25 protein-coding genes, 1 tRNA gene and 1 riboswitch are annotated in these 25,345 nt (G+C 64.3%); of the genes, 18 read left to right on the forward strand and 8 right to left on the reverse strand.

Features of this window, described 5'->3' with window-relative positions; genetic code table 11:
• Positions 1-82: 82 nt before the first annotated feature.
• From nhaC to HHA01_RS05265, 7 genes are all read right to left on the reverse strand, one after another.
• A complete protein-coding gene (gene nhaC, locus HHA01_RS05240) occupies positions 83-1,450 on the reverse strand; it encodes a Na+/H+ antiporter NhaC (RefSeq protein WP_307725342.1) in 1,368 nt (455 codons plus the stop codon).
• Positions 1,435-1,587, reverse strand: a complete 153-nt coding sequence (locus tag HHA01_RS15040; RefSeq protein WP_307725341.1) for a hypothetical protein — start codon at positions 1,585-1,587, stop codon at positions 1,435-1,437. Before HHA01_RS15040 ends, nhaC begins: the two co-directional genes overlap by 16 nt.
• A 176-nt stretch (positions 1,588-1,763) precedes the next feature.
• Positions 1,764-4,955 (reverse strand): bifunctional proline dehydrogenase/L-glutamate gamma-semialdehyde dehydrogenase PutA, encoded by a 3,192-nt coding sequence (gene putA, locus HHA01_RS05245; RefSeq protein ID WP_141318452.1) that lies wholly within the window; start codon positions 4,953-4,955, stop codon positions 1,764-1,766.
• 229 nt (positions 4,956-5,184) lie between these two features.
• Positions 5,185-5,982, reverse strand: coding sequence for an AraC family transcriptional regulator (locus tag HHA01_RS05250; RefSeq protein ID WP_141318454.1), 798 nt, complete (start codon positions 5,980-5,982; stop codon positions 5,185-5,187).
• 71 nt (positions 5,983-6,053) lie between these two features.
• Positions 6,054-6,419: a hypothetical protein gene (locus HHA01_RS05255; protein ID WP_141318456.1), complete on the reverse strand. Its 366-nt coding sequence runs from the start codon at positions 6,417-6,419 to the stop codon at positions 6,054-6,056.
• Positions 6,420-6,461: 42 nt separating this feature from the next.
• A tRNA-Gly gene (locus tag HHA01_RS05260) sits at positions 6,462-6,535 on the reverse strand.
• 351 nt (positions 6,536-6,886) lie between these two features.
• On the reverse strand, positions 6,887-7,294 hold the full coding sequence (locus tag HHA01_RS05265; protein ID WP_141318458.1) for a CBS domain-containing protein: 408 nt from the start codon (positions 7,292-7,294) through the stop codon (positions 6,887-6,889).
• A gap of 248 nt (positions 7,295-7,542) precedes the next feature.
• Here HHA01_RS05265 and HHA01_RS05270 point away from each other — a divergent pair, with 248 nt between their 5' ends.
• From HHA01_RS05270 to HHA01_RS05305, 8 genes are all read left to right on the forward strand, one after another.
• Positions 7,543-8,142 (forward strand): YqaE/Pmp3 family membrane protein, encoded by a 600-nt coding sequence (locus HHA01_RS05270; RefSeq protein WP_141318461.1) that lies wholly within the window; start codon positions 7,543-7,545, stop codon positions 8,140-8,142.
• Between the two features lie 76 nt (positions 8,143-8,218).
• Entirely contained in the window at positions 8,219-9,085 is an 867-nt protein-coding gene (locus HHA01_RS05275) for an EamA family transporter (RefSeq protein WP_141318463.1), read from the forward strand.
• Positions 9,086-9,181: 96 nt separating this feature from the next.
• Complete coding sequence (locus HHA01_RS05280; RefSeq protein ID WP_141318465.1) at positions 9,182-10,063, forward strand: NAD(+) kinase; 882 nt, start codon at positions 9,182-9,184, stop codon at positions 10,061-10,063.
• 1 nt (position 10,064) lies between these two features.
• Positions 10,065-11,069 (forward strand): metallophosphoesterase, encoded by a 1,005-nt coding sequence (locus tag HHA01_RS05285; protein ID WP_141318467.1) that lies wholly within the window; start codon positions 10,065-10,067, stop codon positions 11,067-11,069.
• A 188-nt stretch (positions 11,070-11,257) separates the two neighbouring features.
• A complete protein-coding gene (locus tag HHA01_RS05290; protein WP_141318469.1) occupies positions 11,258-12,121 on the forward strand; it encodes a rhomboid family intramembrane serine protease in 864 nt (287 codons plus the stop codon).
• 26 nt (positions 12,122-12,147) lie between these two features.
• On the forward strand, positions 12,148-12,432 hold the full coding sequence (locus tag HHA01_RS05295; protein WP_141318471.1) for a YeaC family protein: 285 nt from the start codon (positions 12,148-12,150) through the stop codon (positions 12,430-12,432).
• 28 nt (positions 12,433-12,460) lie between these two features.
• Positions 12,461-13,294, forward strand: a complete 834-nt coding sequence (locus tag HHA01_RS05300; protein ID WP_141318536.1) for a DUF2797 domain-containing protein — start codon at positions 12,461-12,463, stop codon at positions 13,292-13,294.
• 47 nt (positions 13,295-13,341) lie between these two features.
• Positions 13,342-14,031: a glutathione S-transferase family protein gene (locus HHA01_RS05305; RefSeq protein ID WP_141318473.1), complete on the forward strand. Its 690-nt coding sequence runs from the start codon at positions 13,342-13,344 to the stop codon at positions 14,029-14,031.
• Between the two features lie 6 nt (positions 14,032-14,037).
• Here HHA01_RS05305 and HHA01_RS05310 read toward each other — a convergent pair whose 3' ends face one another.
• The gene (locus HHA01_RS05310) at positions 14,038-15,114 is read right to left on the reverse strand and encodes a PA0069 family radical SAM protein (protein ID WP_141318475.1); all 1,077 of its coding nucleotides are present in this window, start codon (positions 15,112-15,114) and stop codon (positions 14,038-14,040) included.
• A gap of 177 nt (positions 15,115-15,291) precedes the next feature.
• On the opposite strand from HHA01_RS05310, the gene HHA01_RS05315 reads away from it, so the two are divergent.
• The 10 genes from HHA01_RS05315 to HHA01_RS05360 all read left to right on the forward strand — a co-directional run bounded on the left by HHA01_RS05315 (position 15,292) and on the right by HHA01_RS05360 (position 25,324).
• A complete protein-coding gene (locus HHA01_RS05315; RefSeq protein WP_141318477.1) occupies positions 15,292-16,908 on the forward strand; it encodes an OpgD/OpgG family glucan biosynthesis protein in 1,617 nt (538 codons plus the stop codon).
• 82 nt (positions 16,909-16,990) lie between these two features.
• Positions 16,991-18,049: a nicotinate-nucleotide--dimethylbenzimidazole phosphoribosyltransferase gene (cobT, locus tag HHA01_RS05320; protein ID WP_141318479.1), complete on the forward strand. Its 1,059-nt coding sequence runs from the start codon at positions 16,991-16,993 to the stop codon at positions 18,047-18,049.
• Complete coding sequence (locus HHA01_RS05325; RefSeq protein ID WP_141318481.1) at positions 18,046-18,744, forward strand: adenosylcobinamide amidohydrolase; 699 nt, start codon at positions 18,046-18,048, stop codon at positions 18,742-18,744. Before cobT ends, HHA01_RS05325 begins: the two co-directional genes overlap by 4 nt.
• Positions 18,741-19,718, forward strand: a complete 978-nt coding sequence (gene cbiB / locus HHA01_RS05330; RefSeq protein WP_141318483.1) for an adenosylcobinamide-phosphate synthase CbiB — start codon at positions 18,741-18,743, stop codon at positions 19,716-19,718. Before HHA01_RS05325 ends, cbiB begins: the two co-directional genes overlap by 4 nt.
• Entirely contained in the window at positions 19,715-20,806 is a 1,092-nt protein-coding gene (cobD, locus tag HHA01_RS05335; protein ID WP_141318485.1) for a threonine-phosphate decarboxylase CobD, read from the forward strand. Before cbiB ends, cobD begins: the two co-directional genes overlap by 4 nt.
• Entirely contained in the window at positions 20,803-21,339 is a 537-nt protein-coding gene (locus tag HHA01_RS05340; protein WP_141318487.1) for a bifunctional adenosylcobinamide kinase/adenosylcobinamide-phosphate guanylyltransferase, read from the forward strand. Before cobD ends, HHA01_RS05340 begins: the two co-directional genes overlap by 4 nt.
• Entirely contained in the window at positions 21,336-22,094 is a 759-nt protein-coding gene (cobS, locus tag HHA01_RS05345) for an adenosylcobinamide-GDP ribazoletransferase (RefSeq protein ID WP_141318489.1), read from the forward strand. The genes HHA01_RS05340 and cobS overlap by 4 nt, the downstream gene beginning before the upstream one ends.
• The gene (locus tag HHA01_RS05350; protein ID WP_141318491.1) at positions 22,046-22,696 is read left to right on the forward strand and encodes a histidine phosphatase family protein; all 651 of its coding nucleotides are present in this window, start codon (positions 22,046-22,048) and stop codon (positions 22,694-22,696) included. The genes cobS and HHA01_RS05350 overlap by 49 nt, the downstream gene beginning before the upstream one ends.
• Entirely contained in the window at positions 22,648-23,070 is a 423-nt protein-coding gene (locus HHA01_RS05355; RefSeq protein WP_141318493.1) for a bifunctional adenosylcobinamide kinase/adenosylcobinamide-phosphate guanylyltransferase, read from the forward strand. Before HHA01_RS05350 ends, HHA01_RS05355 begins: the two co-directional genes overlap by 49 nt.
• Before the next feature lie 50 nt (positions 23,071-23,120).
• Positions 23,121-23,369, forward strand: a riboswitch (cobalamin riboswitch).
• Between the two features lie 125 nt (positions 23,370-23,494).
• The gene (locus HHA01_RS05360; protein WP_141318495.1) at positions 23,495-25,324 is read left to right on the forward strand and encodes a TonB-dependent receptor domain-containing protein; all 1,830 of its coding nucleotides are present in this window, start codon (positions 23,495-23,497) and stop codon (positions 25,322-25,324) included.
• Positions 25,325-25,345: the final 21 nt, after the last annotated feature.

Here is a 25,345-nt window from a genome sequence, read left to right on the forward strand (position 1 = left end):
CTTCTTTAATGGCACGAAAAGATTGCCAACAGCCCAGTAGAGCATATGTCCACTGGACTGTTGAAAGCAAAACTCCCCCTATTTACGCATAGCTGCCTTCGGTGGGACTGCCACTTTCCGGATCTATGCGATGTTCACCATCGGCATCCCACTTGGCTTTTTCGGCATCGGTCGCCTTGGGTGAGAACCATCCCATGTTGGCATAAAAGATACCGATGAAAGGTGCTGTCCAGCAGGCAAAAGCCAGCGGAATATACAGCAGGTTTTCGAAGTTGCCGTCGCCGATGTTCAAGGACAAGGCCGTGATGACGAAGGCACCCCCTGCATTCCAGGGCACCAGCGGAGAAACCAGAGTCCCGCCTTCTTCGATACCCCGCGACAGGTTAAGTGTCGAGTAACCCAAGCCACGATAGACCGGGGCATACATACGGCCAGGCAAGGCAACGGAAAGGTAGGGGTCACCGGCAACCGTATTGGTGGCGACCGAGGTCAGCACGGCAGACGTCTGGATGCTGGCGAATTTCTTGAAGCGCGAGATGATCTTGCTGATGACCGCTTCCAGGCAGCCGGTGCGTTCGAGTGCGCCGCCAAAGCCCAGCGCCAGCAGGACCAGCGAGATGGTCCACATCATCGACTGGATACCACCGCTGTTGAGCAGCGAATCAATTTCACTGACGCCGGTGTCGATGGAGTAGCCCGAGTTGCCGTAGGTGAAGATGTCATGCAGGCCGACGCCCTGAAAGAGCATGGCCATGACGCCCCCGGCAACCGCCCCCGCGAACAAGGACGGAATGGGTGGTTGCTTTGTGACTGCCAGACCGATGACCAGCACGGCAGGTAAAAGTAGCCAGGGAGAAATCCAGAACACTTCGTTGAGCGCTGTGGTAATGGCGTTGATGCTCTCGAAGGAGGTCTGGGTAGAGTCGATGACCGTAAAACCGGCGACCAGGTAGATGACCAGGGCGATCAGCATGGCGGGAATGGTAGTCGGCATCATGTTCTTGATGTGGTCGAACACATTGGTGCCGGTTACCGCCGGAGCCAGGTTGGTGGTATCGGAGAGCGGCGAAATCTTGTCACCGAAAAATGCTCCGGAGACCACCGCACCGGCCGTCCAGTAGGGCGGGATGCCAAAGCCTGCGCCAATGCCCATCAAGGCCAGGCCGATGGTGCCGACGGTACCCCAGGATGTGCCCAGTGACACGGAGACAACCGAGCACAGGATCATGGCGGCGGCCAGGAAGATTTCCGGCGAGAGTATGATCAACCCATAATAGATCAGTGTGGGTACCGTGCCGCTGGCGATCCAGACGCCGACAATGATACCGACGATGATCAGTACAGATACTGAAGGGAGCGACACATTGATGACGTGGAAAATACCCTTCTCGATATTCGGCCAGCCATGGCCAAGATAGATACCCAGGATGCTGGTCAGGGCAATGCCGATGGAGAGGGGATATGGGGGGTAAAGTCTCCGAAGTAGAAGAGCTGGACCGCCAGTACGGCCAGGGTTCCGAGAATAGGAATGAGTGCCAGGCCGAAGCTTGGTGCGCGGATCGAGTCGCTTTGCGTAGGGTCTTCCATGAAGGCCTCCAGTTGTGCTGATTATTACAAGACCGTTGTAGCGATGTACCCCCAGTTACCCGGAGGCGAAAACCCGGGAAACGCCGTGGCGCTCCCCCGGGTTGAGCGGGATCGGCATGCTGCTTGTTGTTGGGGTGAGCATGCCGAGCCCGGTAGCGGGCATTCAGGCGCTGACGTCAGTCGTCGCCCATGGCCAGCAGTGAGGCATTGCCGCCGAGTGCAGCGGTATTGATGGTCACCGACTTCTCGGTGGCGAAGCGCAACAGATAATGTGGGCCGCCCGCCTTGGGGCCGGTACCCGAGAAGCCCTGGCCGCCGAAGGGTTGCACACCGACCACGGCGCCGATGATGTCGCGATTGACATAGACATTACCGACGCGGATGCGACGCGCGATGTCCTCGGCGAAGGACTCGTTGCGGCTGTGCACACCGAAGGTCAGGCCATAGCCTCGCGCGTTGATCGAATCGATGACCTGGTCGATTTCCTGCGACCGATAGCGAACGATGTGCAGGATCGGCCCGAACTGCTCGCGTTCCAGGGCATCGATGCCATCGATCTGAAACGCCGTCGGCGCAATGAAGGTGCCCTCGGCGGTGCGGCTGTCCTCCAGCGTGGTCTGGGCAATCAGGCGGCCTTCGCCCTTGAGCTTGTCGATGTGGGCCTGCAGTGCTTCGCGGGCATCGTCATCGATGACGGGCCCGACATCAGTGCCCAGATCCCGCGGATCCCCCACACGCAGTTCATCCATCGCGCCCTTGAGGATCTCGATGACACGATCGGCCACGTCGTCCTGCAGATAGAGCACGCGCAGTGCCGAGCAGCGCTGCCCGGCGCTCTGGAAGGCCGAGTGAATGACATCATTGACGAGCTGTTCGGGCAGGGCGGTGGAGTCGACGATCATGGCGTTCATGCCGCCGGTCTCTGCTACCAGGGTAGGCAAGGGAGCATTGTCGCGCGCGGCCAGCGAGCGGTTTATCAGCTGGGCGGTGTCGGTGCCGCCGGTAAAGACCACGCCGGTGATGCGCGCGTCGCCGGTCAGCACGCTGCCCACGGTGGGGCCGTCGCCGGGCAGCAGCTGGACGACGTCCCGCGGCATGCCGGCCTGGTGCAGCAGCTCGACCACGCGGTGAGCGATGATCGAGGTCTGTTCCGCCGGCTTGGCCAGGACGGTGTTGCCGGCCACGGCGGTGGCGACCATCTGGCCGCAGAAAATAGCCACCGGGAAGTTCCATGGACTGATGGCCGCGAACACGCCCTTGCCACCCATGACCATCTGGTTGGATTCGCCGGTCGGGCCCGGCAGCGGCATGGGTCCGCCGAACAATTCTTCGGCCTTGGTGGCGTAGTAGCGGCAGAAATCCACCGCCTCTCGGATCTCGTCGACACCATCGGTGAGCAGCTTGCCACCCTCGCGGCAGCACAGGGTCATCAGCTCGGCCATGTGCTCTTCGAGCAGGTCGGCGAAGCGACGCAGGATATCGGCCCGCTCGTTGACCGGGGTGGATTCCCAGCGCGGGAAAGCCTTCCAGGCCGCGTCGACGGCGCGCTCGGCCTGTTCCTGGCTGGTCCACAGCACGCGCCCCAGCGTCTGGCTCCGGTCATGGGGGCAACTGACGTCGTGTACCAGGTCGTTGTCGGTGGCGACATCGAAGGCCAGCAGCGGACGCGCATCGTAGGTCCGCTCCATGAACTTCTGCATGCTTTGCAGCAGCGGGTCATGGTGGCTGCGGATATTGAGATTGACGCCACGCGAGTTGAGTCGCTTCTCGCCGTAGATGTCCCGCGGCAGCGGAATCTGCGGATTGACCAGGCTGTCGAACTGGCGCAGCGTCTCCACCGGATGCACGCACAGCGATTCCACCGGCACCTGCGGGTCGACCAGCTGGTGCACGAAGGAGGAGTTGGCGCCATTTTCCAGCAGGCGGCGGACCAGGTAGGGCAACAGGTCCTTGTGGGCGCCGACCGGGGCGTAGATGCGGCAGTAGGTGCCCTTGGGCGCACGCTTGAGCGCAGAGCTGTAGAGGGCCTCGCCCATACCGTGCAGACGCTGGAACTCGAAGTTTCGATCCGCCGCGTTGGCCAGCTCCAGGATGGTGCTGATGGTGTGGGCATTATGGGTCGCGAACTGCGGGAAGATCCGGTCGCGCGTCGACTCGGCCAGCAGGAAGCGTGCGCACACCAGGTAGGCCACATCGGTGGCAGCCTTGCGGGTATAGACGGGGTAGCCCTCGACCCCCAGCTGCTGGGATTCCTTGATTTCGGTATCCCAGTAAGCACCCTTGACCAGGCGCACCGGAATCACGTCGCCCTGGCTCTCGGCCAGGCGGTTGATGTAGTGAAGCACCGGCAGCGCGCGCTTGGCGTAGGCCTGGATCACCAGACCGAAGTGCCCCCAGCCGCGGCAGACATCGTGTTCGTAGACGGCGCGGAAGACCTCCAGCGACAGCTCGAGACGATCGACTTCCTCGGCATCAATGGTCACCGCGACATCGCGCTCGCGGGCCATGGTCACCAGCTCGAGCGTGCTGGCGACCAACTCCTCGAGCACCTGCTCGCGGCGCCCGAACTCGTAGCGGGGATGCAGGGCCGAGAGCTTGATGGATACCGAAGGTGACGGCGTCGAGGCGCCCAGCTGAGCGCTGGTCTTGCCGACCTGCTCGATGGCGCGCGCATAATCCTTGAAGTAGCGCTGGGCATCATCGCGGGTTCGGGCCGCTTCGCCGAGCATGTCGTAGGAGTAGGTATCGCCGTTGTCGAACTGGGGTCGGGAGCGCTTGAGGGCCTCGTCGATGTCGCGCCCTAGCACGAACTGCTTGCCCATGATCTTCATGGCTTCGACCATGGCACGTCGGATCACCGGCTCGCCCATGCGGTTGACCATCTTGTTGATGAAGCCGGAGGGTCGACCATCCTGCGGCTTGTCCATGGTCACTACGCGGCCGGTCATCAGCAGCCCCCAGGTGGAGGCATTGACCATCCAGGATTCACTGCGTCCCAGATACGACTTCCAGTCGGCAGGGCCCAGCTTGTCCTCGATCAGGGCATCGGCGGTGGCCTTGTCGGGAATGCGTAGCATGGCTTCCGCCAGGCACATCAGCATCAGGCCTTCATGGGTGTCCAGGCTGTATTGCTGCAGAAGCTCATCGATGGTGTCCACCGCCGTATCGGTCTCGCGGATCTCGCGAACCAGCTCCGCCGTCTTGTCGGCAATGCGTGCAAAGTCGCGCTCGTCGGTTTCGAGCGCCGTGATCAGCTCTTCGACAAAGCTCGCCTCATCGACCACGTAATGGTCGCTGACAGTGGCAAACAGTGTGTCGAGTTCCTGGCGCCAGGTGGCGTCATCCAGCATCTTGTTGGCATTCAGCATGAATCTTCCCCGGTCAAAGCCCGTCTTCACAGCGTGTTGTCTGTCCAGCCAGCATCAGGACGCCAGCGGACCAAGGGCATCCTGATGAGGGTAGGGGGCATTGGAATGGTCTGCTTGTCGAATTCACGGATGGATTTAACGATTCCGACGTAGTTGGTCACTCACTCATGGCAGCTTAGACCTTCGTCTAGCCTGTTGGGCATGCGGGTTGGGAGCCCGCCGAACCTCCTCAGGACGTGGCGCGAGTGGTCAGTGTCTGATCCGGTCGGCTGCGCACCCGGCTCGGCGGATGCCCGAAGGTGCGCCGGAAGGCACGCGAAAAGGCGCTCTGGGTGGCAAAACCGGTCAAGGCGGCGATTTCCGAGAGGGGCAGTCGGCTCTCGTGAAGCAGTCGCTCCGATGTATCGAGCCGGCGGCGCAGCACGTACTGCCAGGGCGAAAGCCCGGTCTGCTCGCGAAAGCGTGCGTTGAAATGAGCCTCGCTCAGGCAGGCCTCCGCGGCCAGGTCGGCAACGCGCAGGTTGGTGCCCAGGTGACGATCAATGAAGCGGTCCAGTGCGGCGAGATCGAGATGGCGGCCGCGGGCCGCGGGTTCCTGGGTCAGGCGGGCATGCAGCGAACCGAGCAGGGTGGTGGCCAGGCGTTCCTGTTGCAGGGCACTCAAACGGCCCTGTTGCGAGAGCTGGGCCAGTTCGCTCACCACGAATTCCAGGTAGCGTTCCAGCGGTGCATCGAGATCGAAGAAGCGGGGTGCATCGAACAGGCGAACCAGTTCGTGCTGGTGGCCGGTCAGCGAGAGGGCGTTGTCGGGCAGGTCGAGGATCAGCTGATGGTTGTCCCCGGTGCCGGCGTAGTAGTGCACATGATTGGCCGGCACGATGCAGCCGGACAGCGCCGAGATGGAGCCGCCCAGGCCTTCGATCTCGAATTCTGCCTGACCCCGCAGGCCGATGACGATCTGGTGAAAGTCATGGGCATGATGGTGAACGGCAGTATCGAGAGGGATCTGACGGATCGCGCTGGTCATGGCGAACCTCCGGCGAGACGATTCCGAGCATGCTTCGGGCATGGTAACGGATTCAGCCGGGATTCACATGTTCAGCCTTCGCCACGCTTGAGCCGGGTTCGGGCGGCCAGGTGCTGGCGCAGGGCATGCAGCTCGGCATGGCCTTCCTCGTCGAGAAGCGGCTTGCCGCGTGCCACCCGGCCATGCCAGCCATGCTCATCCATCAGCAGGCGAGCCCGGCGACGCACATTTTCCATGTATTCGTCGTGGCGGATGGGGTAATCGATGAGGGCGTTCCACTCTGTCTCGCCGACCCGGTTGTCCAGCGCCTTGTCGAAGAGATCCAGCAAGTGCTCCGGCTCGGTGCGGTAACGCGGGGTACGCGTCGTCAGCAGGACCAGGGCGACACCGCCGAAGATCAGCATGCAGACGGCGAAGACGGTAAGAAACAATGCCATGGGGCGCTCGAGGGCCGGCAGGCGGCGCGACGAAATGAGAGATGGAGCGGGTGAAGGGAATCGAACCCTCGTCGTAAGCTTGGGAAGCTTCTGCTCTGCCATTGAGCTACACCCGCAGCTTTCCCCAGTATATCCAGTGGGTTAATGATTACAAGCCTGGCCGTCAGGCCAGCGGGCCGGGCGGGGTTGCCGCCGGAAGAGAAAAAAATTGTGACCTCGTCGAACTTTCTCGCTCAGCGCTGTCACAAAAGGCACAGACATCATCATTGCGGTACGCGATGGCAGTCGCTAGCAATGCTGTTCTGGCTTGCAGAATCGATCCTTGTCGCCCCAATGCACTCATATGCATTCGGGGCGTTTTTTTGTGCGCCCGCGTGGCGCCGCCTATCCGTATCATATGGGCGAGACCGGCACCCCGCGGTGCCGGTCTCGAGTCGTTGGCCACTTGCGCTCGCCACGTTATGGCGTCAGCGGTGACGCATGCGCAGCAGGGCGTTGAGCACATCTCGACGCGTCACGATGCCCACCAGCCTTGATTGCTCGGTGACCGGGTAGACCTTGGGCTTGGCACCCAGCATTTCCTGAGCGAGGTCGGTGATGCTCTTGTTGGGCGTTACCGTCAGCACTTCATTGCGCATCAATTCCTGGACCAGAGGCGGCTCATCATTGAGGTAGGCGCTTTCCAGCACCTTGCCGAGGACATCCTGCTCGGAAATGAAGCCGATCAGGTGGTCATGTGCATCGACCACGGGCGCACCGGGCAGACGATGCAGGGACAGACCCTTGGCCAGGTTGGAGACAGAGGTCTTGCCGGAGACCCGATAGCAGTCGCGGGACATGATCTCGCGGACGATGGTTGGGGCCTTGTTGGGCATGGCGGTTCTCCTTGTGCCGGCGATGGTGAGCCTTCCCGAGTGGCCTGCCGGGACGGCAGGTGTCGTGCAGCCGGACGCGTCCGGCTGTCCATCGGGTTGTCTCAGTTTCATCATAGCGCGACTGGTGGCGAATGCGATGCGCGCATGTGGATGGAACCGCTATCGGGCCCTTCCACTCCAATATGTCACAATGGTGCCAATAAATCCGTCCCTTGGGCGGCCTGTCAAATCTTGTGGAGGTAGCCATCATGGATGCCCGTGAATACCTGGCCCGCAAGGGCCTGGATGGAGAGCGTGACAAGGAGCGTCCCAACACGCTGGAAGAGAAGGCGTGGTCGCGTGCCCGGGAGTCCGGTGATCATCGTCCCAGATCCGGCACACCGCATGATTGGGAAGACTGGGAACGCTACCACCAGACCCTGGCCGAGGGTGCCGAAGCCATCGAGCAGAAAATCGATCATGAGGCCCATCAGGCCGAAGCGCCGGAGCAGAGTGCCTTTTTGAGCGGGGCGTCCGAGGAGGCTTCCAGCGCCGTGGGGCACTTTACGCCGGCCGACGCCGAACCGGCGCAAGCGACTGCCGCCGGCAGGGAATTGCCGGCGGATGCGGCATCCGACGCGGCGCGTGTCCAGGCGGAGTCCCATGCCGGGGCCCGGGCGCCGGCCGAGGCCACGCCAAGCCGGCCGGAGCCCTTTGCCGCCATCATGCTGCTGGCGGTCCTGCTGCCCCCGCTGGCCCTGGCCCTGGCCGGTGCCGCGCCCCGGCGCATCCTGCTGTCACTGGTGCTGATGGTGCTGGGTTGGGTGCCCGGGGCCGTGTATGCGGTCATCTGGTTGCTGCGGCGCTGAGGCGCGATCCCCGCTTTGCTGTGATGCCGAAGTGCGTATAATTCCGTCAACCCTACCAGCAAACAGGAGTTGACCATTGGGCTATCTCGTCGGTGTCACGGTGTTGTGGGCCTTTTCCTTTTCCTTGATCGGCGTCTACCTGGCCGGGCAGGTGGACAGTTATTTTGCCGTGATGCTGCGCATTGCCCTGGCGGCCCTGGTCTTTCTGCCGGTCTTGCGGCCCAGCCTGCTGAGAGGACGGCAAAGGCTGGCACTGATGGCGCTCGGAGCCGTGCAACTAGGCGTGATGTATATCTTCTTCTATCAGTCCTTCGTACTGCTCTCGGTTCCTGAGGTGTTGCTGTTCACCGTTCTCACCCCGCTGTATATCGCCCTGCTCGATGATGCGCTCTTCAGGCGCTTCACGCCGTTTCATCTGCTGACGGCGGCACTCGCCGTGCTGGGCGCCGCGGTGATTCGCTTCAAGGGCCTGACCGATGACTACTGGGTCGGCTTTCTGGTGGTCCAGGGCGCGAACATCTGCTTCGCCCTGGGACAGGTTGGCTATCGACGCCTGTCGGCCAGCCTGCCGGATGAGCTGCCACGCCTGTCGGTGTTCGGCTGGTTCTATCTGGGGGCCCTGGCGGTGGCGCTGCCGGCGTTCCTGGTACTGGGAGACGCCTCGGCGCTGCCCACAACCGGTGTGCAATGGGGTGTCCTGGCCTGGTTGGGGTTGGTGGCCTCCGGCGTCGGCTACTTCCTGTGGAATCTCGGCGCCGTGCGGGTCGATGCCGGCGCCCTGGCCATCATGAACAATGCCCTGGTGCCGGCGGGGCTGCTGGTCAATCTCGTGATCTGGAATCGCGACGCCGATCTGCTGCGCCTGGCGCTGGGCGGGGGCATCATCGTCTCCTCCCTGGTGTTCAATGACTGGTGGCAGCGGCGCACGCCGGCCACGGCCTGACGTCGGCCCTGTAGCGGGGCCACGGCGGGGCGCCAGGGTTTGCCCCCTGGCCGCTGGCTGGCCATAATGGTCCGTCGCGAAGCGAGGGACCCGCGCATGCAAGCCTTTCAAAACATTGGTCTTATCGGCCGCTTGGGGAGTGCCCGGGTGGTCGAGACCCTGAAGCGCCTGAGCCGCTTTCTCGACGCTGCCGGCTATCACGTCATCATCGAGGACCGCACGGCGACCGTGCTGCTCGATCATGGTCATGCCGAAGCCAGCCGACGCCTGCTCGGCGAGTTGTGTGACCTGGTGATCGTGGTAGGCGGCGATGGCAGCCTGTTGGGCGCGGCGCGCACCCTCTGTCACAGCGGCACATTGGTGCTCGGCGTGAACCGGGGGCGACTGGGGTTTCTCACCGACATCTCGCCGGATGAGCTCGAGGACAGGGTGACGGAAGTGCTCGACGGCCATTACGAGGTCGAGGAACGCTTCCTGCTGGATGCCGAGCTGTATCGAGAAGGGGAGCCCGTGGGCAATGGGGATGCACTCAACGAAATCGTGCTGCACCCCGGCAAGGCGGTGCGCATGATCGAGTTCGAGCTGTTCATCGACGATCACTTCGTCCACAGCCAGCGCAGCGATGGCTTGATCATCGCCACGCCCACCGGCTCGACGGCCTACGCGCTCTCCGGTGGTGGTCCGATCCTTCACCCACGGCTGGAAGCCATCTCGCTGGTGCCGATGTTCCCGCATACCCTGTCGAGCCGCCCCATCGTCATTGGCGCCGATAGTGAAATCCGCGTGCACATCGGCGAAACCAACCAGACCTATCCGCACATCAGCTGTGATGGGCAGACGCGCGCGGTGGCCAAGCCCGATGATGTGCTGGTGATACGGCGCAAGCCGCAGCGGGTGCAACTGGTACATCCGCCGGGCCACAATTTCTACGAGATCCTGCGCAGCAAGCTGGGCTGGAGCAATCGGCTGGGAGACTGAGGTGAACGAGGCACCCGCCGCGCAAGGCTATGACCTGATCGGTGACGTCCATGGCTGTGGCGCCACCCTGGCGGCGCTGCTCGAACGCCTGGGGTATCATCAGGAAGACGGCGTCTATCGCCATTCGGATCGCAAGGTCATCTTTCTCGGCGATCTGATCGATCGTGGCCCGCGCATCCGCCTGGCCGTGTCGATTGCCCGCCGCATGGTCGAGGCCGGGGAAGCGCACATGGTGCTGGGCAATCATGAAGTCAACGCCCTGGCCTATTGCCATCGCGCGCCCGCGACATCCGGGCATCAGTGGCTGCGCCCGCATACACCACGTCACAATCGCATCGTCCAGGCAACCCTGACCCAGTACCGGGATCATCCCCGCGAGTGGCAGCAGACACTGGACTGGTTCCTGGAGATTCCGCTGTGCCTGGAGTTCGCGGGCCTGCGTGTCGTGCATGCCTGCTGGGACCAGGCACTGGTCGACCGGCTGCGCGCCAGACGCGCGGATGCCTGTATCGATCTCGACTTTCTCGCCGCGTCGATGCGTTCCGGCACCGACGAAGCCCGGATCCTGGACCGCCTGACGCGTGGCAATCATCTTGTCCTGCCTGAGGGCATGGACATTCACTCCGAGGACGGCGCCATACGCCGTACGGCTCGTGCGCATTTCTGGGCCCGACACCCGCGCACCTGGGGAGACGTGATCTTCCAGCCGGATAGCCTGCCGGCGTCGCTGGAGGCACGCGAGCTGAGCGAGGACGAACTGGCGCGGCTCAGTCACTATGCCGTGGATCAGCCACCGCTGTTCGTCGGTCACTACTGGTGCGAGGGAGTGCCGGCACTGCCGGCGCCGAATATTGCCTGTCTGGACTATAGTGCCGTCAAGTTCGGCCGGCTGGTGGCCTATCGCTGGAGCGGCGAGGCGACGCTGAGTGCCGACAACTTCGTGTGGGTCGATGTGCCCCAGGACGAATACGCCCGGGCGATGCCCTGGGAGATCGATTTCGACTGACACATTATGTTACATAAATGGCCGGCCGGTTGGGGAACTCATGGCGCCCTGGGGCGTCTGAAGAAGTGTTCCCTTGAATGATCCCTTGCTTTGTCCGGCGGCCCCCTCCGCCGGATTTTTTCGTGTCCGGCAGTCTGATGCGGCCGCTGGGCGGCCGGTCGTCCCGGTGACAGCCTGACGGAGGTCCCATGTATCGGGTAATACTGCTGCCCCTTGATGCCGATTTGAGCGCCCTGCGGCAAGCGCTCTGGGCGCACCGTATCGGTCACCGCATCACCGAGGAGCGCGAGGGGCAGGTGCTGTGGCTGGTCGATCCCGCCCAGCAGGAAGCCATGCTGACCCTGCTCAATCGATGGCAAAGGGGCGAGTCCCTGATGCCCGAGGAAGGGGCAGTTCCCCGCGGCGCACGCGGGCCCAGTGTGTCTCACGGCAAGGCGCTGCTGCGTCAGCTGCCGGTGACGACGCTGACACTGGCGTTGTGCGTCCTGGTGTTTGCCGCTCTGGGGCTGCTGGGTGATGCCGCGATTACCGCACTGGCGATCGTGCCGGTGGGCATCGTCGGCGGACAGCCGGTCCCCGAAAGCCTCGGCGCCGGGCTTGCCTCCGGCCAGATCTGGCGGCTCGTCTCGCCGGTGCTGCTGCATTTCGGCTGGATGCACCTGATCTTCAACATGCTCTGGCTGTGGGTGTTCGGCCGGCAGGTCGAGGCACTGCACGGTAGCCGGCGCATGCTGCTGGTGCTGGTGCTGGCGGCCCTGGGCGGCAACCTCGCGCAATATGCCACGGGTACGGTGTTGTTCGGCGGCATGTCCGGTGTCGACTTTGCCCTGCTGGGCTATGTCTGGCTGATGTCGCGTCGATCGCCGGGCAGCGGCTTCTTCGTGCCGCAGATGCTGGTCGTGCTCATGCTGGGCTGGATGGTCTTCACCATGACGGACATGGCCGGGCTGATCGGCTTCGGCAACATTGCCAATGAAGCCCACCTGGGCGGCCTGGTCGTGGGCCTGCTGTTGGGCTGGTATTATTCTCGACACGCCAGGCGCCAGTTCTGAGCACAGGATTCAACGGGAGACTCGCGATGAGCGACATGACCTTCGAACGCATGATTCAGCAGATGACGCCCACCATCTACGAAAGCCTCAAGCAGGCGGTGGCTCTGCGCAAGTGGCCGGACGGGCGCTTTCTCACCGCCGAGCAGACCGAGCTCTGCCTGGAGGCGGTGATGCGCTATGAAGCCGAGAACAACGTGCCCGCCGAGCAGCGTGTCGGCTATCTGGAGCGTCGCACCTGTGGCGCCGACAGCAGCGGCAGCGATGTGTCGCCGGAGCAGGCCGGCCTGGGCCAGGACGTGAGTCGTGGCTGAACCCCTGGCACGTGGTTGCCTGAGCAAGATGACCGTCGAGCCGGGACCACCGGCGCGCTATACCTTGATCGCCGGCGCGGACCGGGTGCCACTGGCGGACTGGCTCGGCGCCACCCTGCGGCTCGACTGGACCGGTGCCATTGCCTGCACCCACTGCGGTCGTGCCACTCGCAAGAGCTTCGGCCAGGGGCATTGCTATCCCTGCTTCAAGAAGCTGGCGCGCTGCGACACCTGCATCATGAAACCCGAGCTCTGCCACTACTTTCAGGGCACCTGCCGTGAGCCGGAGTGGGGCGAGGCGCACTGTTTCCAGCCGCATGTGGTCTATCTGGCCAATGCCTCCGGCCTGAAGGTCGGCATCACGCGCCGCACCCAGATCCCGACGCGCTGGCTCGATCAGGGCGCCACCCAGGCCCTGCCGATTCTCGAAGTGGCCTCGCGTCAGCAGTCGGGGCTGGTCGAAGTCCTGTTCAAGGAAGTCGTTTCAGACCGCACCAACTGGCGCACCATGCTCAAGGGCGAGGCGCCGGTGCTGGATCTGGCCGCCGAGCGCGATCGCTTGCTGGCCCGGCTCGGCGATGGCCTGGATGAGCTGCGCCAGCGTTTTGGCGAGGAGGCCATTCAAGAGCTCGATGCCGAGGCGTACCGCTTCGACTATCCGGTGCTCGAGTTCCCGGGCAAGGTGACCTCGCACAACTTCGACAAGCAGGCCGAAGTGTGCGGCCGCCTGCTGGGGATCAAGGGCCAGTATCTGATCTTCGATACCGGCGTCATCAACCTGCGCAAGTTTACCGGCTATGAGGTCGAGCTCCGCGCTGTCGACCCGTCACTGGCCGGGCCCGCCACGCCCGGGCTGTTCTGACCCGCATGCCGGGGCGGCCCCGATTTGCTTTTGAGAGAGGTGCTTCGATGATGCGACTGCATATCGCCAACAAGAACTACTCCTCCTGGTCGCTGCGCCCCTGGGTGCTCATGCGTCAGCTGGGCATTGCCTTCGAGGAAGTGCTCACGCCCTTCGACACCGGGTCGAGCTGGGCGAGCTTTCGGGCCTTTTCGCCCACCGGCAAGGTGCCCTGTCTGGAGAACGAGGAACTGGCGGTCTGGGAATCCCTGGCGATCGTCGAATATCTGGCCGAACAGCATGCCGGCGTATGGCCGCAGGACGCCGCGGCCCGCGCCTGGGCTCGTTCGGCCAGCGCCGAGATGCATGCCGGCTTCAATGCGTTACGTGACGAGTGCCCCATGAACTGTGGTGTGACGCTGCGACTCGCGTCTCCTTCGTCCGCGCTGGAAGCTGACCTCGTGCGGCTGGACGAGCTGTGGCAGGAAGGTATATCCCGCTTTGGCGGGCCATTCCTCGCGGGTTCTGACTTTACCGCCGTGGATGCCTTCTTTGCCCCCGTGGCATTCCGGGCGCGCAGCTTCGATCTCGAACTCAGCAACGCCTCGCGTCGCTATGTCGAGCAACTGCTGGCGCTGCCGGCCATGCGGCAATGGGACGCCGACGCCGTGGCCGAACCCTGGCGCGAGCCGGATCACGAGGAGGACCTGCTGGCGAGTGGCACTCTGCTGGAGGACAGGCGCGTCGGTTCGTCCTGAATGGCGTCAGGGCGCAAACAGGTCCCCCTGTGCGCCCGGTGGTCGAAATGCCGAGGTATCCAGACTGATGTCACCCTCGAAGCCGAGCTGGTAGTAGCACTTGGCGAAGCGCTGGGCGAGCAGTTCGGCGAAGACACCCTGGCCGCGCATGCGGTGGCCGAAGCGTGAGTCGTAGGTCTGGCCGTCGCGACATTGGCGCATCAGGCTCATGACCCTGGCGGCCCGCTCCGGGTAGTGGGTCTGTAGCCAGTCCTCGAACAGGGGTGCCACCTCCCGCGGCAGGCGCAGCAGCATCCAGGACGCACTGCTGGCGCCGGCCGCGTGGGCGGCCTTCAGCAAGGCTTCCAGTTCGTGATCGGTCAGGCCGGGAATCACCGGCGATATCAGGGTGCCCACTGGCACGCCGGCCGCGCTGAGCCGGCGGATGACTCTCAGCCGTGCCTCGGGCGAAGCGGTTCTGGGTTCCAGGGTGCGTTTCAGGTCGGAGTCCAGGCTGGTCAGGCTGATCATCACGCGCACCAGCCGGTGTTCGGCCAGCTCGGCCAGCAGGTCGAGGTCACGCAATATCAGGGCCCCCTTGGTCACCAGGGTGACAGGATGGCGATGCTTGAGCAGCACCTCCAGCAGCCGGCGGGTGGTCCGACGCTCGGCTTCCAGCGGCTGATAGGCATCGGTATTGCCGGACAGGTTGATCGGGCGGCAGACATAGCCCGGTCGGGCCAGCTCTTCCTCCAGGCGCTCCACCAGCCCCTCGCGGGCGATCAACCGGGTCTCGAAGTCGAGACCGGGGGAGAGGTCCCAGTAGGCGTGACTGGGTCGGGCATAGCAGTAGACGCAGCCATGCTCGCAGCCCCGGTAGGGGTTCAGGGAACGGTCGAAGGGCAGGTCCGGCGAGCGGTTCCAGGACAGCGCGCTGCGTGACGACTCGGTGGTGACCTCGGTGGCCAGACGCTCGGGCACCGCGTCCTGCCACCAGCCATCGTCGACCGCCTCGCTGACAGTCGGCGCGAAGCGGTTGGGTGGAGCGAAGGTAGCGCCCCGCCCGCGATAGCGCTCGGAGTGAGGGGGGCCGGATGGTCTCATGACGGCACTCTTCTGGCTGGCTTTTGCTGTCTTTATATACAGTATATGGCCTATGGCATGTCAGCAAGTGGGGAACTCTCCCCATGTTCCGAGACTCCATAGGGACAGTCACTCGACCGGAGCGACACGAACTCCGGCGCCATGCTGATCAGGGATGCCATGCGATAAGGAACCAACATGCAGCGACGCGATTTCTTGAAGGTGACCGGGACCCTCGGGGGTAGCGGACTGCTGCCCATGTCGACGCTGCTGGCGGCAACGCAAGAGGCGCCGCAAGCCGGTGAGGGCAAGCCATTTGACTTCGCCTGGCTCAAGGGGCTGGCTCGTCATTTGTCGCAGCAGTCGCCTCGCCAGCATACCGTCACGCTCCCCGAGCCCATCCGTGATCTTGGCTGGGATACCTACAAGGCGATTCAATATCGTCCGGCTCGTGCCCTGTGGAAGGACATTGCCGGTGCGGATTTCCGTGCCCAACTGTTTCATCTGGGACTGCATTACAAGACACCGGTCAAGATTCATGAAGTGATCGATGGTCAGGCCTACGAGCTCGACTATGACCCCAACCGCTTCGACTTTGGCGATTCCGGTATCGCAGGGCAGCAACTGCCGGAGGATCTTGGTTATGCCGGTTTTCGCCTGCACCACCGCGATGACTGGCAGCGGGATATCGCGTCCTTTCTCGGCGCCAGTTATTTCCGCGCGGTGAGCGACTCCATGCAATACGGACTCTCGGCCCGTGGTCTGGCCATCGATACCGCCATGGCCGGCCAGGAAGAAGAATTTCCGGATTTCACGCAGTTCTGGCTGGAGCGTCCCAGCGGTGAGGGTGAGAAGTCGCATGTTACCGTCCATGCTCTGCTCGAGTCGGCCAGTGTCACCGGGGCTTATCGCTTCATCATCCACGAAGTGGAGGAAGGTGTCGTCATGGACGTCGACCTGGCCCTCTATCCGCGTCGGTCCATCGAGCGGCTGGGTGTCGCGCCACTGACCAGCATGTACATGATCGGCGAGAACGATCGCGACGCGAACTGGGATTGGCGGCCGGAAATTCATGATTCCGACGGACTGTCGATCCAGGCGGCCAACGGCGAGTGGCTCTGGCGTCCACTCGTCAATCCGCCACAACTGCGCTTCAATGCCTTCGGCGACCGAGCACCGCAGGGCTTCGGCCTGCTGCAGCGCGACCGTGACTTCGATCATTATCAGGATGACGGTGTCTACTATGATCGCCGCCCCAGCCTGTGGGTCGAGCCGAAAGGCGACTGGGGGCAGGGCACCGTGCAACTGGTGGAACTGCCCACCCTCGATGAAACTTTCGATAACATCGTCGCCTTCTGGAATCCGCAAAAGCCGGCCGAACCCGGTGAAGAGCTGTTGTTCGGCTATCGCCTTCACTGGTGCAATACGGTGCCTACTCAACCACCCCTGGCACGCTGTGTGGCGACCCGTACCGGCCTCGGCGGGGTGGTCGGCCAGCGTCGGAAATATTTCAGCTGGCGTTTCGTGGTCGACTTCGCCGGTGGCCCACTGCCGCTCGACGAGGGCGTCGAGGTGGAGCCGGTCATCGATGCCTCGGCCGGTCGGGTCGAGATCGCGTCGGCGCGCCCGCTGGACGCTATTGAGGGTTATCGGGCGCGGTTCGATGTGGTGCCGCCGGATGAGGGCACCGAGCCCATCAACTTGCGCCTCTATCTGAAACGCGGTGACCAGCCACTGACCGAGACCTGGGTCTATCAATGGACGCCGCCTCCCGTCGAGGAGCGCAAGCTGCGCAACCCGGGGCATCTCGAGTAACAGACCGTGGCGAGTCCAGAGCGAAGTCGCTGACGACTGCTGTTAGCATGATGGCTTTTGCCTGCCATGTCGGAGCCGTGCCATGCCTCATCGCCTGCCGCCGATACCCGCTCTCGATGAAGCTTGTGCCGAGCGGGTCGCGGGGTATATCGACACCTTGACCAAACCGCCCGGCAGCCTGGGGCGCGTGGAGCGCCTGGCGATCGAGCTGGCGGCGATGACTGGTGACGACTTTCCCGTCGTGGCCCCACCCGCTGTGGTGGTATTTGCCGCCGATCATGGCGTGGCGGCGGAGGGCGTGTCGGCGTTTCCCCAGACAGTGACGGCCCAGATGGTGGCCAATTTCGTCGCCGGTGGTGCGGCCATCAATGTCTTCGCCCGGCAGATGTTGGCACGTCTCGAGGTGGTCGATGTGGGGATGGCGACTTCGCTGTCTGCCGAAGGCGTGGTCATTGACCGGGTGCGGCCAGGCACCGCCAACCTGGCGCTTGAAGATGCCATGACGCGTGACGAGGCCTGGGCCGCGATCCGGGTGGGCCGTCGGGCCGCCGAGCGAGCGGCGTCGAACGGCTGCCGTTGCCTGATCGCCGGCGAGATGGGGATCGCCAACACAACGCCCAGTACCGCCATGCTGGCGGCGCTGACCGGCATCGATGTCGGCGAACTGGTCGGACCGGGAACCGGGGTGGCGGGACCGGCATTGGCGCACAAGCAGGCCGTCATCGAGGCGGCCATGGTCGACCGCCTGTTTGATGCCGAGGATCCGGTCGATGTGCTGGCGACACTCGGTGGCCTGGAGATCGCGGCCATGGCCGGTGCCTATCTCGAAGCCGCCTCACGACGCATGCCGGTGATCGTCGATGGCTTTATCGCCACGGTGGCCGCGTTGGCGGCCTGTCGCATGCTGCCTGAGCTGCGCCCCTTCCTGATCTTTGGCCATCGCTCCCACGAGCCTGGACACGCTCACGCCCTGGCAGCTCTCGATGCCGAGCCATTGCTGGCCATGGAGCTGTGCCTGGGCGAGGGCACCGGCGCGGCACTGGCCTTTCCGCTGCTGCAGGCCGCGACAGCCATGCTGTCGCGGATGGCGACCTTCGACACGGCTGGCATCGATGACCGCGAAGGCGCGGAACCGATATGACGACGGCGAACCTGAACGCTAGGTCATTGATGTTTGGCGAAGGTCTGACCCTGAAGGCCGGAGCGAATTGCCTGCACATTCATTCGCCCGTGGCATTGCGAACCCTCAGCAGTGCACTCATCGGCGGCGGTTTCGGCTGGCGCCGGGACTTCTGCAACTTTCATGTCGACAAGCACTACGCCTGCGAGACCCCCGGCGAGGAACTCGAGGGCTGGCTCGCCAAGCGTAACCTCGATCCGGGCCAGGCCCTGGCGATGATGACGGCCGTGCCGCTGGATCGGTTCGCCGTGGCGGAAGCCGATGCCGGCTCAACGCGTGTACTGGCCGTCACCACAGCCGGCGTGGGCAATGCCGTGGATATCACCGCGCCGGTGGAGGGCGATGCACGCCTGGTCGCCGGCACCATCAATCTGCTGATTTTCATCGATGGGCATCTCACCGATGGCGCCCTGGTCAATGTCGTGCTATCGGCCACCGAGGCCAAGGTGCACGCCTTGACAGCATGCGGTGTCCAGGATGCCGAATACGGCACGCCCGCGACCGGCACCTCTACGGACTGCCTGGCCATTGCGGCCACCCAGCGAGGCATGTCAACTGGCTATGCCGGGTCCGGGACTCGACTGGGGCGCGCGATCGGCGACACTGTGTTCCGTAGTATCTGCGACTCGCTGGGCGCCGGCGGGGAGTCCTCATGATGCTGGAGCCGCTGACGGTTGAGCTGCTGGCCATGGTCGTACTGGCGCTGTGTCTGGACCTGCTGCTGGGCGATCCCTCCTGGCTGCCGCACCCGGTGGTGGGAATGGGTCGCTGCATCGCCCGGCTCGAGCGGGCCTGGAACCAGGGCTCGGCCGAGACACGTCGACGTCGCGGTATCTGGCTGGCCGTGGTGGTGGTCGGCGGTACCTGGACGCTGGCCTGGTGTCTGCTGACGGTACTGGCCTGGATATCACCGAGCCTGGCATTGGCCGCCGAGCTGGCCCTGCTGGCCACCGCCTTCGCCACCCGTGGGCTGTCCGAGGCGGCGCGGGCGGTGGCCGACCCATTGCGCCGCGGTGATCTACCGGCGGCACGTCATGCGCTGAGTCGAATCGTCGGACGCGATACCGACACACTTGGCGAGTCAGGCTTGTCGCGGGGTGCGGTGGAGAGTGTCGCCGAGAACACCGTGGACGGTATTACCGCGCCGCTATGCTGGGCTCTGCTCGGCGGCGCGCCGTTGGCGCTCGCCTACAAGGCGGTCAACACGCTGGACTCCATGGTCGGTTATCGTCATCCGCGTTACGAGGCCTTCGGCTGGGCCTCGGCGCGTCTCGATGACCTCGTCAACTGGGTGCCGGCGCGGCTGACCGTTATGGCCATGTGGTTGTCGGCGTGGGTGATCGGTGGCCGTACCCATGGGGCCATGGCGGCGACGTGGCACGCAGCGCCCAGACACCCGAGCCCCAATGCCGGCTGGCCGGAGGCCATGGTGGCCCACCTGTTGGGCGTGCAGCTCGGCGGACTCAACCATTACGCGGGGCGTCTGTCGAAACGCGCGACCCTCGGTCGCCCGCTGGAACCCCTGGCCGTGGGGCATATCGAGCGTGCCATCCACTACATGCACGGCGGCTGGCTGGGTGTGCTGGTGCTGATGGCGCCCCTGGTGGTACTGCGCGAGTGGCTGACATGACGTTGGATCATCTGTCGGATTGGCCGAGCCATGGCAATCGTGTCGCGCCGCTGCTGGCGCGTTTCGGGCTGCCCGCCGACCATGCGGTGATCGATTTCAGTGCCAACCTCAACCCCTTGGGACCACCGCCCTGGCTGGGGGACTGGCTGGCCGGGGCCAGCGAGATGCTGGCCCGCTATCCGGACCCGGACGATGATCGATCCCGGCAGGCCATTGCCGCTGACGATGACGTTCCCCCCGAGTGCGTTCTGGTGACCAATGGTGGCATCGAGGCCATCTACCTTGCCGCCGCCTTGCATGCCGGGGGCCGTGCCCTGGTGGTCGAACCCACCTTCAGCGAATATGCCCGGGCTTGCCATCATCATGGCCTCGTTGTCGAGCGGCTGGCACTGCCTGAGTCGGCGTTCCAGCTAGATGTGGATGCCGTCGAGAGCGCCATGGGCAGCGTCGATATCGTGTTCCTGTGTCGGCCCAATAACCCGACAGGGACATTGCTGCCGCGTACCGATGTCGAACGCCTGCTGGCGCGGGCCGGCGAGGCCGGCAGCCTGCTGGTGATCGACGAGGCCTTTGTCGACTTCACCGAGGACGATGAGCGGCTCACGTCACTCCTGGCGTCGTCACCTCAGCTCCTGCTTCTGCGCTCATTGACCAAGCGCTATGACGTACCGGGGCTGCGGCTCGGTTATCTGCTGGGCGCCCCCGAACTCGTCGTGCGCCTCGCTGCGTTGCAAATGCCGTGGAGCGTCAATGCCCTGGCGCGGAGCCTGGTGGCGCCTCTGCTCGCCGATAAAGACTACCTCGATCGAACACGGGAGTGGCTGGCGGCCGAGCGCGGCCTGCCCGAGGCGGTACGCGCGCTCGGCTATCGAGTACCGGCCACTCAGGCCAACTTTCTGCTGATGTGGGGTGGAGGGGACGCCGAGGATGCCGAGGCGCTGTTTGGTTTTTTGCTCGAGCGAGGCCTGCTGGCGCGTCATACCCACAATTTTCCCGGCCTCGACGGCGCCTGGTTACGCCTGGCGCTACGCAACGCGTCCGCTAACGCCCGGCTGCTCGAGGCCCTGTCGGCATGGAAACGGCCATGATCGTCTTCGTTTCCGGTGGCGCGCGTTCCGGCAAGAGCGGGGTGGCCGAGAGACTTGTCCGCCAGTACCAGGCAGCCCGGGGCGGCGAGCGCTACTACCTGGCCACGGCCAGCGCTGCCGATGAGGAAATGGCCACCCGCATCGCGCGTCACCGAGACGAGCGGGGGGAGGAGTGGCTCACCCTGGAATCCTCGGTGGATATTGACGCGACGCTGGCGACGATCCCGCACGGCAGCTCGATACTGCTGGACTGCCTGACGCTCTGGGCCAGCCGTGCGATGTTCGAGTCCGGTCTCGAGGCTCCCGAAGGCAGGGCGTTGCTGTCGCGATGTCTCGCGGTGGCCCGCCAACGAGGGATCATCCTGGTCGTGGTCTCCAATGATCTCAATGAGGATCTGCCGCCGCGTGACCCGCTGGTCTGGGGCTACCTGGCCTTGCTGCAGTCACTGCATCGTGACCTGGTGGCCGAGGCGGATCGCGTGATCGAAGTCGTGGCGGGGCAGATCATCGACTGGCAAGGAGAAGAGGCATGAAGAATGCGGTCTTTGGTCTGCTGCTGGCCCTGCAGTTTCTGACCCGGCTACCGGTGCCGCTGACCTGCCCCTGGACACCGGCCACTCGACGCTGGGCGGCGCGCGCCTATCCGCTGGTGGGCGCCCTGATCGGGGCGACTCTAGCCGTCGTCGGCTCGCTGCTCGAGGGGCTCGTGCCGTTGCCACTGCTGGCGCTGGCATTGCTCAGCCTGTGGGTCGCGCTGACTGGAGGGCTGCATCTCGACGGCCTGATGGATCTGGCCGACGCGCTTGGCAGTAATGCCTCCCTGGAGAAACGCTGGGCGATCATGAAGGATCCTCAGGTGGGCAGCTTCGGGATGTTGGCGCTGGTCTTCCAACTGGCCTGGAAGGCGACACTGCTGTGGGCCCTGCTGGCCGCCGGGGAAAGCCCCTGGTGGCTGGTGCCGGTGTCCGCGCTGGGCCGGCTGGGGGCGGTCGGCTTGCTGGTGATGGTGCCCGCCGCGCGTCCCGAAGGACTGGCCTACGCCTGGCAGCAGAGTCTCGATTGGCGTGATCTCGCCCTGGCCTCCCTGCTGCCCCTGACAGGGCTCGTTGTATTGCCCGGACTGCTCTGGCTGTTGGTCGGCATGGCGGTCTTTTTCATCATCCATGGCCTGGCGGTGCGTCGGGCCTTCGGTGGTATCAACGGTGATATCGTCGGTGCCGCCATCGAAGGAGGGGAAGTATGGCTGTTAGGGATCACCTGGAGCTGGTGGTCGTTCGTCACGGGCTGACGAGCTGGAACCGAGAGCGTCGCTACCAGGGGCATCGTGACATTCCGCTGCTGATGCCGGAGGCCGAGCCGGACCTTGAACGATTGCGTGAGGCGCTGGCCGGCGTCGCCTTCGACGCCGTGTACTGCAGTGACCTGACACGCTGTCGCCAGACGCTGACGCATGTGCTGGCAGATAACGCTCTGGAACTGCAGCGGGCGTCGCCCCGCTTTGATGCCAGGCTACGCGAGCTGCACTTCGGCGATTACGAGGGCCAGACCTGGGCCACGCTCAAGGATGACATCGGCTATCGGGCCTGGATCGACAGCCGGGGGCAACTGGCGACGCCGGGTGGCGAATCCGCCGATGACCTCTGGGCACGGCTGTCGGCATGGCTGGAGGAGGTGCGGGACGAGGCGCAGAGTGACGGTCAGCGTCGTGTGCTGGCGGTCAGTCATGGCGGTGTCATCCGTGAATTGCGTCGTCGCCTGGAGGGCGCGGATTTCTGGGGGGATGTGGTCGGACAGGCTCAGGGGCGTTGTTTCACGTTAACAATCGAGGAGAACGGTTGGTCATGCAGCTCTTCATCGGTGGTGCCTGCGCCGGCAAGCGCGACCTGGTAACCGCGCGTTTTCCAAACGCCATCTGGTACCGGGTCGACGATGCCGGGCTCGGCGGATGGCAGTCCGTTTGGGGCAGGCGTTCATCCCTGGTGATCACCGGTTGGCCGGGGTGGCTGGAGCATGCCTTGATCGCTGAACCCGACGATGACCGGTTGCGAGCGCGACTGGTCATGGCGCTTGATGCGCTGGTCGACGCGGAGCGTGACTCACGCCTCGAAGCGGTGTTGATTCTACCGGAGATGGGCCGTGGCATCGTGCCCATGGCAACGGCGGACCGCCGTCTGCGTGACCTGGCCGGCTGGCTGGCCCAGGACGCCGCTGCCCGCGCCGAGGCCGTCTGGTATGTGCGTCACGGCTTGGCGCGTCGGTTGTGAAAGGGCGAGGAATGATCAAGGTTGCGTTGACGTCTCGGCGACCGGTTGCTAGCTTACGCGCACTCTCAGGTGTCCAGGCCCCGTACTGATGGGGCCGGATGAAACGGGAAGTCGGTGACGCCCACGCTGTCATCCAGTGAGCCAGCCCGACGCTGCCCCCGCAACGGTGATCGAGTCAAGAACCACCACTATCGTCAACGATAGGCCACTGTGTCCGAATGGCATGGGAAGGCGGTGGTTCGAGGCGTCAACACGCCTCGCTCGTCAGCCCGGAGACCGGCCTGTGAGCGCATGCCAGGGCGCGGTGGGCGAACCTTGGGCAGGGCCCTCGCCGATCGCATGACGACGTCCCTACCCGAGCCCCGTGTCCGGCTTTTTGAGGGCTCATCGCCGCACGGGTGCGTGCGGTTCCGGGACAATGATCATGATAACTTCTTACTCCTTCCGCTGGGGCCTGGCCACCTTGTGCCTGGGTTCCTCTCCGTTGCTGCAGGCGGATACCACCACGGTCGATCCGTCGAGCAACAAGACAGCACGGCTCGACCCCGTCGTCATTTCCGCCACCCTGGCGCCGCGTACTGCCAGCCAGTCACTGGCCTCGGTCACGGTCATTGACGAGGAGACCCTGCGTCGTCAGGACCCGGTGGATATCACCGACGTGCTCAAGGCCCAACCGGGTGTGGATATTTCATCCAACGGTAGCTATGGCAAGAGCAGTAGCGTTTACTTGCGCGGTACGGGCAGTGAATCCACGCTGATGATGATCGACGGTATCCGCCTGCGCTCGGCGACCGTCGGCAGCCCGGCCTGGCAGTATCTCGACCCGCGCATGTTCGAGCGGATCGAGGTCGTGCGCGGCCCGCGTGGCAGCCTCTATGGCGCCGATGCCGTGGGGGGTGTCGTGCAGCTGTTTACCCCGCAAGGCGAGATCGGTGAGGCCGAGCCCAGCGTGACGCTGGGCGGCGGCTCCGATGGTACGCGTCGCGTCTCGGCCAGCCTGACCGGTGGTGCCGATGGCACCCGCTATGCGGTGTCGGCCAGTCACTTCGGCACCGAGGGTGCCGAAGTCATCGAAGGAGAAGGTGACAAGGGCTACGACAACACCACGGGCTTCGTGCGTCTCTCGCATGCCTTCGATGGCGGTGGCGAAGTCGGTCTGCTGGCACTGCGCTCGCGGGGCAACAGCGAATATGTAGGGGGCGAGACGGATTTCGTGCAGCAGGTGGCCGGTGTCTACGGCGAGCTGCCGGTCACCGACCATTGGCGTAGTCGGCTGACGTTCAGCGAAGCGCGTGACGAAAGCGACAGCTACGAAAGCTTCGGCGCATCTTCCTTCAATACGCGCACTCGCACCGCGCGTTGGGAAAACACCCTGACCGTGGGGCCCCACGAATGGATCACCGGCGCCGAGTTCAGTCGCGACGAGGTGACCGGCACCACCGATTATGCCGAGGACAGCCGCGACAACGCCGCCGTCTTCAGTCAGGCGTTGCTGGATTTCTCGCCGGTCTCCGTACAGGCAGGCCTGCGCTTCGATGACAGCGATGGCTTCGGCGAGGAAGTCACCGGCAGCCTGGCGCTGGGCTACGAGCTGGATGAGCATCACACTCTGCGTGCCAGTTATGGCACCGCCTTTCGCGCGCCGACCTTCAACGAGCTTTACTACCCTGGCTATGGCAACCCGGACCTCGACGCCGAGAGCTCCGAGAGTGTCGAGCTCGGCATGCGTGGTCAGTATGGTCAGGGCTTCTGGGACCTGGCGCTTTACCAGACCGATATCGATGACATGATCGGCAGTGCCGTCTTCGATGGGGTCAGCGCGCCCTACAATGTCGACGAGGCCCGTATTCGTGGCGTGGAAGTGTCGACAGGCGTCGACCTTCAAGCCTGGAGCCTGCGTACCGCTCTGACCTATACCGATCCCGAGGATCGTGGCACGGGGAATCGCCTGGTGCGTCGTGCTTCCCAGAGCCTGCGTTTCGATGCGGATCGTGAGCTCGGTGACTGGAGCCTGGGGGGCTCGGTGATTGCCCAGAACCACCGCTACAACGATGCGGGAAACACAGAACGCCTCGCGGGTTACGGCATCGTCAATCTGCGCGCGGGCTGGGAGTTTGCCCCGGGGTGGACGAGCAAGCTGACGCTGGAGAATGTCTTCGATCGCCAATACGCCACGGCGCGTGATTACATGGGTCGTGATTATATCGACGCCGGACGCGCGGCCTTTCTCAGCGTCAGTTTCGGTGCCGAGTGAGTCGCGTCATGTCAAAGCGAG

This window comes from Halomonas halmophila (assembly GCF_006540005.1).
Classification (GTDB): Bacteria; Pseudomonadota; Gammaproteobacteria; order Pseudomonadales; family Halomonadaceae; genus Halomonas; species Halomonas halmophila.